Genomic DNA, 17,313 nt, shown 5'->3' on the forward strand with positions numbered 1-17,313 from the left:
AAGTGATTATTCAATTTAACAATATAAAAGTAAAAAGGTTTAGTGTAATGAAAATGTAAAGTTTTATGGCTTGTATTCGTAACAGCCAATATCCGGAATTTCATCCCGTTCATTTCCGTCGAGATCAATGCTTACAGCAGTGCTTTTACCTGTGTTTACGCAAGGAGAAATATCCTGTAAATGAAAATCAAAAATATTATTAAATGCATCAATGGTTGTGAATAATGGGTCCTGGTCCTGGATGGAATTGATAAAATTTGCATTTGAAGCATTGCCTTTATACAGTACATTTTCGAAGTTTATATTGAAAGTGTTGTTGCCTGTTTGTTGTAAGCTGATTTCGTCTGTTACTAAACCATCATCTCCATAAAAAATGGAATTGATAAAATTGGCAGTTAATGGAAAGCTTTGATTGTTATCATCAACATCTGTTATTAATAGCACCGGAGAATTATGTGTAAGGAAATTATTGCTATAAGATGCAACAGTGCAATGATTGAAATTATAATCACCACCAGCTACAATTTTTACATTGTCTGTACAATTGCTGACAAGACAATTGGTTGCATCTATGCTGCTGTATATTCCATACAAGCCTGCGCCTGATGCATTATCAATAATGCTCTCTTCTATTTTTAATTTGGGATTGCTATTAAACGATGGATTTCTTACAACGATAGCATTTGTTGCATTTAGCACTGATGCGAAAGCTAATTCATTATTTATACTATTTTCTGTAAATAAAATCCCATTCCAGCTTGCAGGTAAATCTTTGTAATAATCATCCAGTCTGTCGTTGCGAAAGATTATTTTAGTGCTGTCGTATTTTTCACCTACAGCTTTTAATGTTCCATTTACGGTGATGGTTGCACCTGCATGAGAATAAATTTTTGTTCCCTTTTCAATTGTAAGTGTCTTGCCTTCCTGCACCGTTAATCCGCCAAGTATTACAAAAGGCAGTGCGTTGCTCCATGTTGTATCTTTTGTAACTCTTGCATTATTTAAGAAATTTGCATTTTGACCATAAGCATCTAATTGTACAAAAGTTTCGTTGGTGTTGTATTCAATTTTTATACTGTCTTGTATCAAAAATGGATTTGTGTTATTGTTTGGATTTATAGTAGCTGCAACAAAAACATAAATACTATCATTCGGTGGAATTTCTATATTGTTGAACGATGTTCCTGTAGCCCCATCAACATTTATTTTAAAAACAGAAGAACCGCCACCAGCAAGTTCGATATTACTGATGCGTAATTTTTGATCATTGGCATTAAATATTTTAAACGATTGCGTAATAGAACCAACCGATGTAAAAACAGTATCAAAATGAATGGTATCAATTGAAGTAAAGAGCAAAGCATCCGGGCTATCTGTGAAGGTTGTTTTTTTACAGGCGACAAAAAAAACTGCAACCGCAGTAATTAAAAGAAAAATTAGGTTCCTGGTTTTCATTGATTCAAATGTAATATGAAAACGCAAATAAGCGGCTTTGTATTTTGTATTGCAAGCTTTTACATTTCAATTAAGCTTTTGTTGTGTCACTCACTTGTACTTCCTGTTCAATATTGAGCTAAGCCTTGAAGAGTGCGACGCAACAAAGGTTTGTATTTATTCTAAAGCTTGGTTCAAAAAAATTTAGATTGTGAAAGCTACGGTAGCAATGAAAAGTTTGGTGTTTGGAACGCATAATATTTTTTCGCCACAAGCTTCAAGTGTAGCCCCTGTGGTAATGATGTCATCTATCAATAAAATATTTTTGCCTGAAAGTTCATCTGCATTTGTTACCTCGAACACATTGCGCATGGATTGCCAGCGGTTGATGCGATCTTTATGCGTTTGTGTTTCGGTGAATATCTTTCTTTCAACTGCTTTTGTATTTACAGGCTTTTGCCAAATGCTGTTCACCCCTTCAGCGATAACAGCCGCCTGGTTATAACCCCGCTTCTTTTCCTTGCGTGGATTAAGCGGCAACGGAATAATTACATCAACATCATTGAAGCGATTTGTTTGCGCAAGAAAATTACCCAGCTGTCTGCCAAGATAAAAACCAATTTGTTTATTGTTATGATATTTCAATTGCTTAATAAGGTGCTGCAACATGCCTTCCTTGGTAAAATAAAAAGCCGCACCTGCGGCATCAACTTTTAACTGGCCATAAAATTTTTGCTCTACAAGGTTATTTTCTTTTTCAATAAAATTTGTTTCAGGAAGTTTTGTATGACAGATTGCACAAAGAAGCGCATCATTATCTAAAATATCTGTTCCACAGCCTTCGCAAACATGCGGAAAGAAAAGATGCATAAGGTTGTGGAATGTTTCTGAAAGGATCTTAGTCATACAGGGTAGTGGTTGAGCAGTTGAAAGTTACTAAAATTTCTAAAATAAATAACGATATACTTCATCAACTCTTGTAAGTGCAACTATTTCTATTTTAAATTGATTTTTATCAAAACCTTTCTTATTGAATTTAGATACAACGATCTTTTCAAAGCCCAGTTTTTCTGCTTCCGCAATGCGCTGTTCAATTCTATTCACGGCGCGTATCTCACCATTCAAGCCAACTTCACCTGCAAAACAAATATGCGCAGGCAATGGCACATCTTCATAAGAAGACAACAGCGCACAAATGACTGAAAGATCAATTGACGGATCTTCTACTTTTAAGCCCCCCGCAATATTTACAAATACATCTTTAACACCGAACTGAAAACCGCCACGTTTTTCAAGTACTGCGAGTAAGAGTTGCAGTCTCCTAAGATCAAAACCAGTAACAGTACGTTGCGGTGTGCCATATACACTCTGGGTTACTAATGCCTGCACTTCAATTAATAATGGACGCATACCTTCCATGCTTGCTGCAATTGCGCTGCCGCTTAGTTGTTCTTCTTTTTGATTGATAAGAATCTCAGATGGATTTAATACGGCACGCATACCATCACCTGTCATTTCATAAATACCAAGCTCCGCAGTGCTGCCAAAACGATTTTTTAGCGTACGTAATATGCGGTATGCATAATGACGATCACCTTCGAATTGCAAAACTGTATCAACCATGTGCTCTAATAATTTTGGTCCAGCAATAGTTCCGTCTTTTGTAATGTGCCCAATCAAAAAAACAGGTGTGTCTGTTTCTTTTGCAAAGCGCTGGAAAGCGGCAGCGCATTCACGTATTTGCGTGATACTTCCGGGGGATGATTCTGCAATATCAGATTGCAATGTTTGAATCGAATCAACAATTACAAAATCAGGTTTTAGTTTTTTGATCTCCTGGAAAATAATATGCGTTGAAGTTTCTGTTAGTAAGTAAAAATTTTCATTACTAATTTTGAGGCGGTCAGCACGCATTTTTATTTGCTGTTCACTTTCTTCACCGCTTATGTATAAGGTTACAATATTTTTTAACTCTAAAGCATCCTGCAACATTAATGTACTCTTACCAATTCCGGGCTCCCCTGCAACAAGTACAATACTACCTGGAACAATTCCCCCGCCAAGAACACGATTCAATTCGGGATCATTTGTTGTAATTCTCTTTTCTTCTTTGCTGGTAACATCAGTTAACGCAATTACAGCTGTTGATCTTTTTTCTGTGTTGTATGTTTTCCAGTTATCTTGTGTTTTACTGTTGCCTTTATCAATCACCTCTTCGATAAATGTATTCCATTGATTACATGAAGGACACTTGCCAAGCCATTTGGTGCTTTCATAACCACAGTTACCACAAAAGAATGCGGTCTTAATTTTACTCATCATGTAAAGATAGTTGTGAAGAAATTATAAGTGAATTGCAAAAGTGCTGCTTAGCATTTTAAAAGTATAAGAGTGCGACGCAAGTAAAGTATCATTATAGTAGTATCGCCTGGGTAATAAATTCCTTATTTATGTAGTAAGCTTTTTATGTGCTAGTAAGCTTTTGTTGTGTCACTCACTTGTACGTCCGGAACTTCATCGGCACTTTAAGGCATTGATTTATATAAATCAAAAGGGTCGGCAAGAATGCAGACCCTTTACTTACTAACCCATTAAATTCTGCCACTAAATTACAATAATGGGTTACATTTCAAAATTATTTTTTGCTCTTGTTGAAAACTTTCAGCATGCCTCCTGTCTAACTCTTAATACCCGGTCTGGTATGATAAAAATAGTTTATATATTTTTATTATATATTTATATTAATCTGATTTACAATTGAGATTTATTAGATTGTTTTTTTATATTTTATATTTAAAACTGCATATTTGAAAAAATGCGCTTCTTTTTTTTAAAATATGCAAAAACTATTTATTTTTTTGATTGTTAAGAAAAGTTTAATAGTTAATTTTATTTTATAACCTAATTACTGCTTAATCAAAACTAAATAACACATGAGAAAACTGCTGTTGAGCTGTTGGGGGCTCTTTTTTTTAGTTATTTCTTACGCCCAAACTACTACTGTTACAGGAAAAATTACAGATGAAAAAGATGGTACGCCAATTATAGGTGCTACGATCAAATCGAAGGGAGGTAGAGCTGCAGCAATCTCGCAGTCAGACGGAGCCTTTTCTATCACCGTTGAACCTGGTATTAAGGTATTGGTCATTTCTTTTATTGGCTATTTGGATAAAGAGGTAACTATTGCCGGCCCCAATTTATCTATTACCTTAAGCCAATCTTCACAATCTCTAAGCGAAGTAGTGGTGGTTGGTTATGGTACCAGGTTGAAAAGGGATATTACCGGGTCTGTTGCTAAAGTTGGTGCAAAAGAGTTAAATAATACACCTGTTACCAGTTTTGAAAGTGCCATACAGGGCCGTGCGTCCGGTGTTTATGTTCAGCAACAAAATGGTAAACTAGGGCAAGGAATTAATATCAGAATAAGAGGTGCATCTTCTGTATCAGCTGGTAATGAACCATTGTACGTTGTTGATGGTGTTCCGGTTATTACAGCTGATCTTTCAAGCAACGGAGCCCAAACAAACCCGCTTTCTGACCTTAATATAAATGATATTCAATCTATAGAAATTTTGAAAGATGCTTCAGCAGCTGCTATTTATGGGTCAAGGGCATCTAATGGTGTTGTGCTTATTACAACTAAAAAAGGAGCTACTGGTACCTCCAAAATAGAACTGGGGTATTTTACCGGTTTTCAGAAGCCAACCGGTAAGAGGGAATTTTTAGATGCAAAACAGTTTGTCGATTATACACTTCGCGCCGCAGATGGCGCAGCGAATTATGAATATGGCCTTGGTTATTATGAAACTTTGGATGATGCCATTGCAGACTGGAGAAGTTATGCAGAAAGCCGATTAACAAGGTATTCAGCAGGCAATGAAGACTGGAGAGATGTAAAAGTGAACACAAATTGGCAGGATCAGGCATTCCAGGACGCACCTATTTCTCAATATGATTTGAATTTTTCCGGTGGTAATGAAAAAACAAAGTTCTACGCATCAGGTCAATACCTTGATCAGGATGGGATCCTGGTAAGAAACTCATATAAACGTTACAATGGAAGACTTAATCTTGATCATAAAGTGAAAGACTGGCTATCTGTAGGTATGAATATGAGTTTTTCACGTTCTCAGAATAACAGGGTTTCTAATGATGACCAGTTCTCTACTCCTTTACAGATCGTTGCCTTATCGCCAATAACTCCAATTATAGATCCACGGACAGGATTGCCAAGTGGTGCACTTGACTTGGAAACAGGGGCTCCAAATACTAATTACCCGGTTTATTATAATCCATTACTGAGCGTTGACGGTTCAACTTATAAAACTCTTGTAAATAGAACTTTGGGTAATTTTTATGGAAATATAAATATAGTAAAAGGACTGACCTTTAGAACTGAATTTGGCATTGATCAGTTAAATCAAACAGAAGAAGCTTATTATGGTACAGTTACAGCACGTAATACCGGTGTACCAAATGGCAGTGGCTTCTATTCGTCAAACCAGTTACTTAATATCAATACCAATAACTTTTTCCAGTACACAAAAACCTTCAAAGAGAAACATTCGCTTGATGTTGTAGCAGGTATGAGTTTTCAAAAGCAAACTGTAGCATCATCTCTCGCAGACGGCGAAGTTTTTCCAAGCGATGCCTACAAGAAATTAGCAAGTGCTGCTTCAAAAGTTGATGCAACTTCTGCTTCCAGTGAATTTAGCTTTCTTTCTTATTTTCTAAGGGCTAACTATAAATTTAATGACAAATATTTATTAGCGTTAAGTGGCAGGTATGATGGTTCATCGAGGTTCGGCGAAAATAATCGTTATGGCTTTTTTCCTGCGGCTTCTGTAGGATGGATTATTAGTGAAGAACATTTTCTTGAAAATGTAAATTGGCTAAGCTTTCTTAAACTTAAAGCAAGCTACGGTTTAACAGGAAATGCGGAAATAGGAAATTTTGCCTCGAGAGGCTTGTATTCAGGTGATGGGGCCTATGGTGGTGCTGCTGGTCAAAGGCCAACACAAATTGCAAATCCTGACCTTAAATGGGAAACAACAAATGGTGTTGACTTTGGTATTGAAGGCGCCATCTTTAATAACAGAATCGGTTTTGAAGTTGACTACTATGAAAGAAATACAAAAGATCTTTTATTGGATGTAGAAATTCCTGGCACATCTGGCTTTGCCACTCAATTAAAGAACATTGGCAATCTTAAAAATAAAGGAGTTGAATTCTCCATTAACACAACCAATATAAGTTCAAAAAATTTCAAATGGACCAGCACATTAAATTTTGGTGCTAATAAAAATAAAATAACCAACCTGGGCGGACAGGTATTGGGAACAGATGTAAATAAGGCAAAAGAAGGTCAACCCTTGGGTGTATTTTTTACAAAAGAATTTGCTGGTGCAGACCCTAATAATGGGGATGCATTGTATTATTTAAATACTGTAAAAGAAGATGGATCAATAGATCATTCTACAACAAATGATTATAATGCGGCGCAGGATGTTGTTGTTGGGAATCCAAATCCTGATTTTATTTATGGATTTGGCAATACTGTTTCTTATAAAGGAATTGATTTGGATGTACTATTGCAGGGAGTGTATGGTAATCAAATTTATAATAATGGTGGGCAATACATGTCTGCCAGCGGAAGTAACGGCTTCGACAATCAAACAACAGACCAATTAGGTTATTGGGACAAACCAGGAGATATCTCTATGGTACCTGAGCCAAGAATGTTTTATGCAAACGGAACAAATCCTTCGAGCCGTTATATTAGCAATGGATCTTATTTAAGAGTTAAAGCAGTGACATTAGGTTACAATCTTCCTTCAAAACTTATGAATCATCTGAAGATTGAAAAAGCAAGGATCTATATCAGGGCGCAGAATTTATTTACTATTACTAACTACAAAGGCTGGGATCCTGAAGTAAATGCTGACTGGTCAGTCTCCAACATTAACCAGGGACAGGATTTTTATTCTGCACCTCAATTAAAGACCATTGTATTTGGAATAAATATTTCATTGTAAGATTTATTGATCAAAAAAATTATTACAAGATGCAAAAAAAATTAATCAATATACTTTCTGTTACCGCCCTTTTATTTTTCTTTAGCTGTAGTAAGCAATTAGACACACAACCCACGCAAAGCATTGATGAAACAATTGCATTACAAACCAGCAAAGATGTTGAAGTGGCACTGGTTGGTGCGTATTCAGACTTGGGCGCTTCGGCATTTTATGGTGGTAACATTTTTGTGTGTGCAGATCTGCTTGGTGATTACAACGAGTTAAACTGGTCTGGTACCTACCAGGGTATGACACAAATAAAAAACAAAGACATCCCTGTAGACAACGGCTTTGTATCAGATTCTTGGCTTGCGGGTTACAGGGCAATTAATGATGTGAACAATGTATTAAGTGCTATTGATGTAGTTACTGATGATAAAAAAGATAAAGTGCAGGGTGAAGCAAAGTTTATTCGTGGTGCTGTTTATTTTGATCTGGTAAGGCTTTTTGCAAAAGCATGGAACGATGGGGACCCCGGTAGCAATCCGGGTGTACCCATAGTCTTAACACCTACAAGAGATATTACAGCAGAGAGCCAGGTTGCAAGGAGTTCTGTTGCTGCCGTTTATCAACAAGCAATCAGCGATTTGCAGGATGCAGAATCATTACTACCTGAAGAAAATGGATTCTTTGCAACAAAAATTGCTGCTGCAGCAATGCTTGCAAGAGTATATCTTCAGCAAGGTGATTATACAAATGCAGCAGATGCAGCAAACAGGGCAATAACCATGGCTGAAGAAAATGGATATGCATTAGCGTCATCTTATTACGATGAATTTCCTTATGTTTCTCCTCCGGCACCTCAAAGTAATAGCAGCGAAGATATTTTTGCTATGCAGGTAACCACAAGTTCAGGGGCGAACGATTTTCAAACATATTATTCTGCAGATGGCAGGGGAGATATTACGATAGAAGATGCGCATTTTGCATTATACGAACCGAATGATGACAGGCTAAGTATTTTTTATTCCATCAGTGGTTCTTCTTACGCAGGTAAATTTGAAAACGTGTATGGAAATGTGCGTATCATTCGCCTGGCAGAAATGTATTTAATCCGCGCAGAAGCAAATTTCAGGCTCGGTACTTCAGTTGGTGCAGCCCCTGTTGATGACATCAATACAATAAGAACACGTGTATTACTGGATCCCTTGGATGAAGAAAGTCTTACACTCGATGCAATATTACATGAGCGTAAACTTGAACTTGCTTTCGAAGGGTTTACATTGCACGATGCAAAACGTCTCGAACAAAATATAGGACCCTATAGCTGGAATGATCCTAAACTGATTTATCCCATTCCTCAAAGGGAAATAAGGGTTAATGCCAACCTTACGCAGAATGAAGGATACGAATAAATCATAACATTTAAAAAAAAGGCTCTGCATAAACCTGCAGAGCCTTTTTTTGTGTGCCAAACATTCAAAAATTAATTAGGCTTCCGTTGCGTCGCACACTTCAACTGTAGAGGTGTTAACGACAGTTCGACTCTGCAAAAATACTAAGCGGTTATCTCTATCCTGTTGCCTTCCGGGTCTGCTACAACACTTTCATAATATCCATCTCCTGTAAACCTGGGTTCCCCCAAAATGGTTATGCCCTTTGCACGCATAGCTTCGGTTAAACGGTTAACTTCTTCTGCAGAACCAACTGATACAGCAAAATGTATAAGACCTTTATACTGTTTCAATAGATCATTTAAATTATTTGAAATGCCGGGCATTTCCATCAATTCAAGTCTTGGCCCTTTTTCAAAACTGAGAAAATAAGAAGAGAAATTTTTTACGGGATTAAAATATTTTGTGTTAGCTGTAGCGTTGAACCAGGAGCAATAAAATGTCTTCATCTTCTCCAGGTCCGTGCACCAGATAGCAAGATGTTCAATGAACATAATTTTAGATAAGCATTTTTACAATTAGTATGGAAAATGTTAGTTCAATAAGCCAGATTGGCAATATTTTTTTTCCTGTAAAATACTTCCATATAGCAAAATCTGCATAAAAAATATTTACTTCTGTAAAAGGAAAAAGAAATAACAAAAGCCAGAAGCTTTTTATATTACCTGCACCTGTTATCATCATATAAGGAAACAAAAGAAGCAGGAAACAAAATAATATTAAGAATGGGGAGAAGCGTTTTATTAGTGGTACCCTCTCTTTATCTCCCGGCACATTATCTTTAACTGCACTGAGTTTAAATTCATCATCAGTTCTTAGGAGCGTTTTCCTGAGTGTATTTTCTTTTCTGGGCATGATTCAGTTTTTACTTGATAGATCCGTCACAAGGTTACAATGAATTAAAATTTATAAAACATCCTTTATTATAGATTGTTTTCATTGATAGAAGTTTAACTCAGAATCAACTTAAATACCTCCATTATTCGTTTAGGTAAAGTTAAAACCCGTTGACGCCTTTTTTGTATGACAGTTGTCATATTACAACAGAATTTACAACACTATTGTATAAAATGTCAAAGATTTAACAAAGCGTACAGGAGTGCGACGCAACAAAGCCCAATAGCTGTACTAATCCTGGCTAAATAAAAAACCTTCTCACAATTTTTTGAGAAGGTTTTTTATTATTTTAAATTCGCATCTATTTATTTCTTGGCTTGTCTAACATATAATCGAAACGTTTGCCGGTTACCTCTGCCATGTCTGGTATTTCATCAACTTTGTATTTACCTGCATCAAGTTTTGCTTTTGTTTCGCTGAATGCAACCAATGTTTCCTGTATGTCCGAATCTGTATGCGCCGCTGTAGGTATGAGACGATAAATAATGTGCCCCTTAGGTATTACGGGATACACAACGATTGAGCAGAAAATATGATAATTTTCGCGAAGATCTCTAACCATTGCAGTTGCTTCCTCAACGCCACCTTTCATATACACTGGCGTAACCGGAGAATCTGTTTTACCAATATCAAAACCTCTTTCTTTTAGACCTGCCTGTAATTTTTTTGCATTGCTCCAGAGTTTTTCTTTTAACTCAGGCATGGTGCGCAACATATCTAATCTTTTAAGATTACCTAACACTATCGGCATTGGTAAACTCTTTGCAAATATTTGTGAGCGTATGTTATAACGGATATAATCAATAATAACTCTTGGTCCCGCCATAAATGCACCAATTGATGCCATTGATTTTGCGAATGTAGAAAAATACAAGTCTATCGCATCCTGGCAACCTTGTTCTTCACCTGCACCGGCACCTGTTTTACCAAGTGTACCAAAGCCATGCGCATCATCTACCAGTAAACGAAACCCATATTTGGCTTTCAATGCAGCTATTTCTTTTAACTTGCCCTGGTCACCGGCCATACCAAATACGCCTTCGGTTATTACAAGAATACCACCACTGCCTTGTTCTTCTATCAGCTTTGTAGCACGCTGCAGTTGTTTTTCACAATCATCAATATCATTGTGCTTATACACATAACGATGCCCGGGGTGCAAACGCAGACCATCAATAATACACGCATGGCTTTCCGCGTCGTACACAATAACATCGTGTCTGCCGCAAATAGCATCTATGGCACTCATGATGCCCTGGTAGCCATAATTCATGAGTATAACATCTTCTTTGCCCTCAAATTCGGCCAGTTCTCTTTCTAATTGTTCATGATAATTACTATTGCCACTCATCATGCGTGCACCCATTGGCAATGCCAGCCCATATTCAGCAGCGGCATCTGCATCTATTTTACGTACTTCCGGATGATTGGCGAGACCGAGGTAGTTATTCAAACTCCATACGATCATTTCCTGACCGCGAAATTTCATGCGGCTGCCTATCGGGCCATCCAATTTGGGAAATGCATAATAGCCATGTGCCCTTTCGCGGTGTTCGCCTATGGGGCCATAATTTTTCACGAGACGTTCGAAAATGTCTGCCATATTAATTGATGTTTAGAATGTTTTGAACTTAGCGTACGGTTCTTTACACGGCACCTGTTGTGTCACTCACTTGTACTGTTGGTCATATATTGGGCAAAGCGAATAACTTACAAGAGTTAGTAAAAAATCACTGCAAAAGTAAGGAAATGGAATCAATGCCTATATGATCAGAGTCGCATGCATAAATACCAAGTGCATAAATATTAGTAAAGAAATGTTGCTATTGCATTAACAGCACACGCTGTGCGACGCAAGAAACGATGCCATGAAAAACCATTGCCGGGTTCATAAACAATTCTTTATGTCTTTGTTAACGGCAGAAAATAATTTACCCACATCCATATCTTTGCCCGAAATATATTTTTCATGCGCAGTCTATTAACCTTTATCTTTTTTTCTTTTTGTGTAAGTTTTTCATTTGCTCAAAAAACACCGGCGCAAACCAACAGCATTGAAAGACCCAGGCTGGTGGTAGGCATTGTAATTGACCAAATGCGTTGGGACTATTTATACCGCTATTATGATGTATATAAAACCAATGGTGGTTTTAAAAGATTGATGGGAGAGGGATTTACCTGCGAGAATGCTTTTATTCCGTACACACCCACAGTAACAGCGGCAGGCCATACCTGCGTTTACACAGGATCAGTTCCGGCTATACATGGTATTGTTGGTAATAACTGGTATGATAATATTACCAAACGAGGTGTTTACTGCACAGATGATGATAGCGTGCAAACCGTTGGTAGTAATACGCCTGCAGGAAAGATGAGCCCTAAGAATATGTTTGCCACAACAATAGGGGATGAGCTGAAACTTGCCACCAATTTCAAAAGCAAAGTAATTGGGGTGGCGATAAAAGACCGGGGTGCAATATTGCCTGCAGGGCATACAGCAAATGCTGCATACTGGTACGATTATAAAACCGGGGATTTTATTACCAGCACTTATTACATGAATGAATTACCAAAATGGGTGCAGGCATTCAATGCAAGAAAAGTGGTTGATTCATTATATAAACTCAACTGGCATCTTTACCTGCCAAAAGAAGTGTACGCAAAATACTGCACGGCTGATGATAAACCTTATGAAAATAAACCACTGGGAAAAGCAACGTCAACCTTTCCTTATAGCCTCTCGCAGTTTGCCGGTAAAGAGTATGGCAGAATTGCTTCTACACCTTACGGTAATACTTTAACCGAAGCAATGGCAGAAGCCGCTGTAAAAGCAGAAAGCCTTGGCAGCAATGGTACAACAGATATGCTTACGGTAAGTTTTTCATCGCCGGATTATATTGGTCATTCGTTTGGCCCAAATTCATGGGAGCAATTAGACAACTATGCAAGGCTTGATGCCACGCTTGGTAAATTCTTTGCTTTTCTTGATGCTACAGTTGGTAAAGGTGCATACACAGTGTTTTTAACAGCAGATCATGGTGTGGCACACGTGCCTAATTTTTCTGTTGAAAATAAATTACCCGGCGGCGCATTCAATGATGTAAAAGTGTTGAATGATGTAAATGCTGCATTGAAAACAAAGTTTGGATACGATAAACTGGCGCTTGATTTTGTAAACTATCTTGTTGTATTTAATAATGATCTTATAGATTCTGCCAATCTTGATAAAGCAGCTATACACAAAACAGTAATTGACGTGTTGCTGAAACAAAAAGAAATTGCGCAGGCATTTGAAATAAAAGATGTAATGAACACTACCATTACTGCTAAACAAAGAGAAATGATGAGCAATGGATATTTCCCTTCAAGATGTGGGGAGATACAATTTATTTTAAAGCCCGGTTATGTAGAAGGCAATGGTAATGGCACTTCGCACGGTTTGTGGAATCCTTATGATTCACATATTCCTTTGCTCTGGTATGGATGGGGAATTAAACACGGCAAAACAAACCGCGAAACATACATGACAGATATTGCTGCAACACTTGCGGGTATGTTACATATTCAAATGCCTAGTGGTTGTATCGGGCATGTTGTGGAAGAAGTGATGAAGTAAGCAAAGCGTTTAATGTAGAGTTACAAAGGCGCAAAGATTTTCTCTTTGCGCCTTTGTTTCTTATTCGCCCTTGTGTGATTTTTTTGTACCAAACTGTGGTGCTGTTATTAAGCTTATGTTGCGTCGCACTCTTGTACACTTTGGCCTTTATGCAGCATATAGCAGAAATATCACTTGCCTTTTATGAAGGTCAATATTTATCTGCTTCCACTCTTTTACTGTTTTTGTATGAATACTTTCTGATGTAGAAGTTATATCAACAGCAACACAAATTTTTGTTTCATTCCTGCAGGTGGCAAGCAATGTTCTAAATAGTTGATTATTGCGGTAAGGTGTTTCTATAAAAAGTTGGGTGCAATTTTTTTTGAAAGAATATTCTTCCAGTTCTTTAATGCTTTTCTTGCGTTCATTTTCGTCAATGGGTAAATAGCCAACGAACTGGAATGATTGTCCGTTCATGCCGCTCGCCATTAGTGCAAGCAAAATAGAACTCGGTCCAACTAATGGAACAACAGTGGCATTCATTTGTTGCGCAATGCTTATTAATAACTGACCAGGATCGGCAACACCAGGACAGCCAGCTTCGCTAACGATACCAATATTCTTTCCTTCTTTTATGCATTGAGCAAATGCCGCTTTTACAGCATGCTCTGCTTTGTGTATAGTGTGCCACGAATAATCATCTATCACCATTTCTCTCCAGAGCTTTTTAAAAAAACGTCTTGCTGTTTTTTCATTCTCTGCAAAAAACACCTGGCAATCTTTTATAGCATTGAGTAAATAAGATGGTAATGCTTCCAATGCTTTTTCATCATCGTGCAGAACGGTTGGTATAAGATAGACTTTGGACCTTGATTGTTCATTCATTGTTCAGAAAGTTGAAGTGTGCGACGCAATAAACGATGCTATGAAATACAGACGCCAGGTTCATGAAAAATTAACTTGCTTCAGCAACATGTGCGAAATTTTCTTTCGGCTTTATTTCATGCATGCTCAACGTGGCAGCAATTACAGCATAAGCAGGGGCAAATATCCATCCGATGATTGGTATTAAATGAATAAAATAAAACACCAGTCCATTGCCTATAGCAAGTCCTTTATGATTGCCAATATAATAAATGCTTTCAGCGGCATTCATTTTTCTGCGTTCGCAATTATAATCCAACATGCTAAAGCCATAGTAATAACATTCCACCATTAAAGCTATCAATGGCGCCCCCATCCCCGCAACAGGTATCAGTGCCAGCAGCAAAATGGCTACAATATAAACTGTTTGCCATAAGGCGTTGCGCACCGCTATCTTTATACCACGCCACATATCTTTAAGCAGTTGCTGAAAACTGAAAGGATAATCTGTATTGTTGAGAATGGCATCTGTTTTTTCGCTGAGATAAGCAAACACCGGCGAGCCCACAATAAGCCATATATATTTGAACAAGGAAAAATATAACATAAGTTGCACTACCAGTAATGCCAGTGCAGCAAGTGTAAACAGGAAGCCAAGAATACCACTGTCCATTTTATCAAGCCATGTTTTTAATCCTGTTTTTAAAGTGAGCCACTCGTTAAAACTATTGGCTGTTTTAAAAAAGAAATACATGGACACAAAAAATAGTATGGTATAAATAATGCCGGGTATAATGATCCATTTCCAAAGCTTATGTTTTCGTATGAAAGCATGCGCTTTAAAATAACTTTGAAAGGATATTATTATTTCTGTAAGCAACAGGAATTATTTTAGTGGTTAAATTTAGTTGAATTGAAACGTTTTGAGCCTAATAAAATTGATAAACATATTTTATTGAATGCTTCCGCAAAGCTGGATGTATCTTTTTATAACCGAAGCAATGTGCTTCAGGTGGCAGAAGAATTGCTGGGCAAAATATTGGTAACCAATTTTGATAACAAAATTACTGCAGCAAGGATTGTTGAAACCGAGGCATACAATGGTATTGTTGATAAAGCTTCGCATGCTTATAACAACAGGCGGACTGCAAGAACCGAGATTATGTATGGCAATGCCGGTACGGCTTACGTGTACTTGTGTTATGGTATTCATCATTTATTCAATGTGGTAACCAATGCAAAAAACATACCGCATGCAATTCTTATAAGAGCGGCAGAACCTGTGTACGGATTGGAAACAATGCTTAATCGCACCAGGAAATTAATTGTTGATAATACACTAACAAAAGGGCCTGGTAATGTATCAAAGGCATTGGGTATAGATACCGCACACACGGGTTTAAGTTTGCTCGGTAAAAAAATATTTATTGTTGATGATAATTATTCGGCACATAAAAATGCAGTATCAACTTCTGTAAGAATTGGTGTTGATTACGCGGCAGAAGATGCGTTGTTGCCTTATAGGTTTTATATAAAAGGAAACGTTTTTGTTAGTGGTAAAATAAAATAAAAGTATTTGTGTGGCAGGCTGCAGTTACGTAATTAAGCTTTCGTTGTGTCACTCACTTGTACGTTCCGTTCTATATGCAGCAGTGCGGAAGGTGTCTTTTTAACAATTATCATAAACGAACGAAGCACATGGTGATACACATGTGCATGGTTCTTTAAACAGTCATAATCGTTTATGGTTTTATTACACTGCAAAGTTTTGTGTGTAAACAGTTGTATCTTTTTTACCCTTCATTTTGTGATAAAAAATATAAGATACTGCCAGTATAACAAAAGCAACTATGGGGAACAGTACGAGACCGCTAAAGCCATCAACTACCCAGTTAGAAACAGCGGCACAAATAAAACTAATCCCAAAACCTACATAGGCCCATTCTTTAAATCTTGCACTAATAGAGGGTACTATTAAAACGATAGCGCCAATTATTTTAAATACAGTAAGCATAACCCTGAAGTAATCAGGGTAGCCCAAATGGCTTATGCCCTGCCTGGCAAGTTCTGAATTAGATGTTAGTGCTGGCATGAGACCATCTGCTAAAAAGATAATGATCGTTGTTGTCCAGTAGATAATTTTTGTGGTTTTCATTGTTTCATTTTTTAAAATTGATAATGATTTTGTACGCATAAAATTAGAAGCGCAAAATCGTTTTGATACTGTGTAAAAGCGACATTGTAAGGTGTTAAACGCGACAAAAAATTCAAGTGTGGAGACAATGACACAAATATTATCCTTTGTACCATAATTACCCCTTTGCGTGGTATTATTTTTTCCTGATCAATATTGAACAAAACGTTGAACCGAGCGTGGCAACAGGTGATGCTACTAAAATATACAGTTGGCTAACATGAAAAAATATGAATCCGTGCCCTCTTTTTATTTCTGCATGATAATTGATTCTTCTATGTAAAAGTGAACTTATGAACAGCATTGGGTTGTACACAGTATTGTATTCTTAAAAAATTAATAGTAAGAAGATAAAATAATTATATGAATAACGATCCCAAGCATCCCAAAAGGCCGGGTGAAACACCAGAGCCTGATGAAATTCCGGAAATAAAACCGGGTATGCCGGAAGAAGATCCATACAAGCCAGCAAAGGAGCCTGATGTAGAACCTCAACAGGAACCAGAAATGCCTGATGAACCTTCAGCGCCTGAAGTGCCCGCCGATACGCCACCTGAAGTTTCGCCGGAAATACCAGAGGTTGTTTAGCATTATTTCTGATATATAAAATAAATACGATGAAAAAATTAATCATGATTTTATTTGCAACCGCGTCAATATGTTTATCCGCCTGCGGGAATAATAAAGATAATTCAGATAAGATAGCTGATTCAGTGGGTAATGAATCTCCAACTGGTCCTGCACCAGATAATAGTAATGCTACCAATCCTTCCTTACCTGACACTGCATTTACTGATACTTCAGGTCAGCATTAAGAAATAGAAATAATGAGTATGTAAACCATTTCTAAAGTGGTTA

Annotated in this window: 15 protein-coding genes; 6 read left to right on the forward strand and 9 right to left on the reverse strand. The window is 37.3% G+C overall.

The genetic code is table 11. The features are described from left to right. Positions 1-63: 63 nt before the first annotated feature. From FRZ67_RS19605 to radA, 3 genes are all read right to left on the reverse strand, one after another. Positions 64-1,455, reverse strand: a complete 1,392-nt coding sequence (locus FRZ67_RS19605) for a choice-of-anchor Q domain-containing protein (RefSeq protein ID WP_147192277.1) — start codon at positions 1,453-1,455, stop codon at positions 64-66. 183 nt (positions 1,456-1,638) lie between these two features. Further along, positions 1,639-2,340, reverse strand: coding sequence for a ComF family protein (locus FRZ67_RS19610; protein WP_147192278.1), 702 nt, complete (start codon positions 2,338-2,340; stop codon positions 1,639-1,641). 39 nt (positions 2,341-2,379) lie between these two features. After that, positions 2,380-3,756 (reverse strand): DNA repair protein RadA, encoded by a 1,377-nt coding sequence (radA, locus tag FRZ67_RS19615; RefSeq protein WP_225975405.1) that lies wholly within the window; start codon positions 3,754-3,756, stop codon positions 2,380-2,382. Positions 3,757-4,367: 611 nt separating this feature from the next. On the opposite strand from radA, the gene FRZ67_RS19620 reads away from it, so the two are divergent. Both FRZ67_RS19620 and FRZ67_RS19625 read left to right on the forward strand, forming a co-directional pair. Continuing rightward, positions 4,368-7,469, forward strand: coding sequence for a SusC/RagA family TonB-linked outer membrane protein (locus tag FRZ67_RS19620; protein ID WP_147192279.1), 3,102 nt, complete (start codon positions 4,368-4,370; stop codon positions 7,467-7,469). Positions 7,470-7,498: 29 nt separating this feature from the next. Next, entirely contained in the window at positions 7,499-8,863 is a 1,365-nt protein-coding gene (locus FRZ67_RS19625) for a RagB/SusD family nutrient uptake outer membrane protein (protein WP_147192280.1), read from the forward strand. A gap of 143 nt (positions 8,864-9,006) precedes the next feature. On the opposite strand, the gene FRZ67_RS19630 is transcribed toward FRZ67_RS19625, so the two are convergent. The 3 genes from FRZ67_RS19630 to FRZ67_RS19640 all read right to left on the reverse strand — a co-directional run bounded on the left by FRZ67_RS19630 (position 9,007) and on the right by FRZ67_RS19640 (position 11,402). Continuing rightward, positions 9,007-9,396, reverse strand: coding sequence for a VOC family protein (locus tag FRZ67_RS19630; RefSeq protein WP_147192281.1), 390 nt, complete (start codon positions 9,394-9,396; stop codon positions 9,007-9,009). A gap of 4 nt (positions 9,397-9,400) precedes the next feature. Continuing rightward, positions 9,401-9,757, reverse strand: a complete 357-nt coding sequence (locus FRZ67_RS19635; RefSeq protein ID WP_147192282.1) for a hypothetical protein — start codon at positions 9,755-9,757, stop codon at positions 9,401-9,403. A gap of 343 nt (positions 9,758-10,100) precedes the next feature. Beyond that, positions 10,101-11,402, reverse strand: a complete 1,302-nt coding sequence (locus tag FRZ67_RS19640) for an aminotransferase class I/II-fold pyridoxal phosphate-dependent enzyme (RefSeq protein WP_147192283.1) — start codon at positions 11,400-11,402, stop codon at positions 10,101-10,103. Positions 11,403-11,768: 366 nt separating this feature from the next. On the opposite strand from FRZ67_RS19640, the gene pafA reads away from it, so the two are divergent. Continuing rightward, positions 11,769-13,415 (forward strand): alkaline phosphatase PafA, encoded by a 1,647-nt coding sequence (pafA, locus tag FRZ67_RS19645; protein WP_147192284.1) that lies wholly within the window; start codon positions 11,769-11,771, stop codon positions 13,413-13,415. 147 nt (positions 13,416-13,562) lie between these two features. Here pafA and FRZ67_RS19650 read toward each other — a convergent pair whose 3' ends face one another. Next, complete coding sequence (locus tag FRZ67_RS19650; RefSeq protein ID WP_147192285.1) at positions 13,563-14,282, reverse strand: SAM-dependent methyltransferase; 720 nt, start codon at positions 14,280-14,282, stop codon at positions 13,563-13,565. Between the two features lie 70 nt (positions 14,283-14,352). After that, positions 14,353-15,141: an EI24 domain-containing protein gene (locus FRZ67_RS19655; protein WP_147192286.1), complete on the reverse strand. Its 789-nt coding sequence runs from the start codon at positions 15,139-15,141 to the stop codon at positions 14,353-14,355. Between the two features lie 33 nt (positions 15,142-15,174). Here FRZ67_RS19655 and FRZ67_RS19660 point away from each other — a divergent pair, with 33 nt between their 5' ends. Continuing rightward, a complete protein-coding gene (locus FRZ67_RS19660) occupies positions 15,175-15,831 on the forward strand; it encodes a DNA-3-methyladenine glycosylase (protein ID WP_225975406.1) in 657 nt (218 codons plus the stop codon). Between the two features lie 183 nt (positions 15,832-16,014). Here the strand turns inward: FRZ67_RS19660 and FRZ67_RS19665 are convergent, their stop codons facing one another. Continuing rightward, positions 16,015-16,416, reverse strand: a complete 402-nt coding sequence (locus FRZ67_RS19665) for a DoxX family protein (RefSeq protein WP_147192287.1) — start codon at positions 16,414-16,416, stop codon at positions 16,015-16,017. A gap of 402 nt (positions 16,417-16,818) precedes the next feature. On the opposite strand from FRZ67_RS19665, the gene FRZ67_RS19670 reads away from it, so the two are divergent. Both FRZ67_RS19670 and FRZ67_RS19675 read left to right on the forward strand, forming a co-directional pair. Next, positions 16,819-17,043 (forward strand): hypothetical protein, encoded by a 225-nt coding sequence (locus FRZ67_RS19670; protein WP_147192288.1) that lies wholly within the window; start codon positions 16,819-16,821, stop codon positions 17,041-17,043. Between the two features lie 44 nt (positions 17,044-17,087). Continuing rightward, a complete protein-coding gene (locus FRZ67_RS19675; protein WP_147192289.1) occupies positions 17,088-17,270 on the forward strand; it encodes a hypothetical protein in 183 nt (60 codons plus the stop codon). Positions 17,271-17,313 lie beyond the last annotated feature (43 nt).

Source organism: Panacibacter ginsenosidivorans (assembly GCF_007971225.1).
GTDB classification, from domain to species: domain Bacteria; phylum Bacteroidota; class Bacteroidia; order Chitinophagales; family Chitinophagaceae; genus Panacibacter; species Panacibacter ginsenosidivorans.

Coding starts and splice junctions, on each gene's coding strand:
- FRZ67_RS19605 (WP_147192277.1), bottom strand. CDS start 1,455: ATGAAAACCAGGAACCTAATTTTTCTTTTAATTACTGCGGTTGCAGTT.
- FRZ67_RS19610 (WP_147192278.1), bottom strand. CDS start 2,340: ATGACTAAGATCCTTTCAGAAACATTCCACAACCTTATGCATCTTTTC.
- radA (WP_225975405.1), bottom strand. CDS start 3,756: ATGATGAGTAAAATTAAGACCGCATTCTTTTGTGGTAACTGTGGTTAT.
- FRZ67_RS19620 (WP_147192279.1), top strand. CDS start 4,368: ATGAGAAAACTGCTGTTGAGCTGTTGGGGGCTCTTTTTTTTAGTTATT.
- FRZ67_RS19625 (WP_147192280.1), top strand. CDS start 7,499: ATGCAAAAAAAATTAATCAATATACTTTCTGTTACCGCCCTTTTATTT.
- FRZ67_RS19630 (WP_147192281.1), bottom strand. CDS start 9,396: ATGTTCATTGAACATCTTGCTATCTGGTGCACGGACCTGGAGAAGATG.
- FRZ67_RS19635 (WP_147192282.1), bottom strand. CDS start 9,757: ATGCCCAGAAAAGAAAATACACTCAGGAAAACGCTCCTAAGAACTGAT.
- FRZ67_RS19640 (WP_147192283.1), bottom strand. CDS start 11,402: ATGGCAGACATTTTCGAACGTCTCGTGAAAAATTATGGCCCCATAGGC.
- pafA (WP_147192284.1), top strand. CDS start 11,769: ATGCGCAGTCTATTAACCTTTATCTTTTTTTCTTTTTGTGTAAGTTTT.
- FRZ67_RS19650 (WP_147192285.1), bottom strand. CDS start 14,282: ATGAATGAACAATCAAGGTCCAAAGTCTATCTTATACCAACCGTTCTG.
- FRZ67_RS19665 (WP_147192287.1), bottom strand. CDS start 16,416: ATGAAAACCACAAAAATTATCTACTGGACAACAACGATCATTATCTTT.
- FRZ67_RS19670 (WP_147192288.1), top strand. CDS start 16,819: ATGAATAACGATCCCAAGCATCCCAAAAGGCCGGGTGAAACACCAGAG.
- FRZ67_RS19675 (WP_147192289.1), top strand. CDS start 17,088: ATGATTTTATTTGCAACCGCGTCAATATGTTTATCCGCCTGCGGGAAT.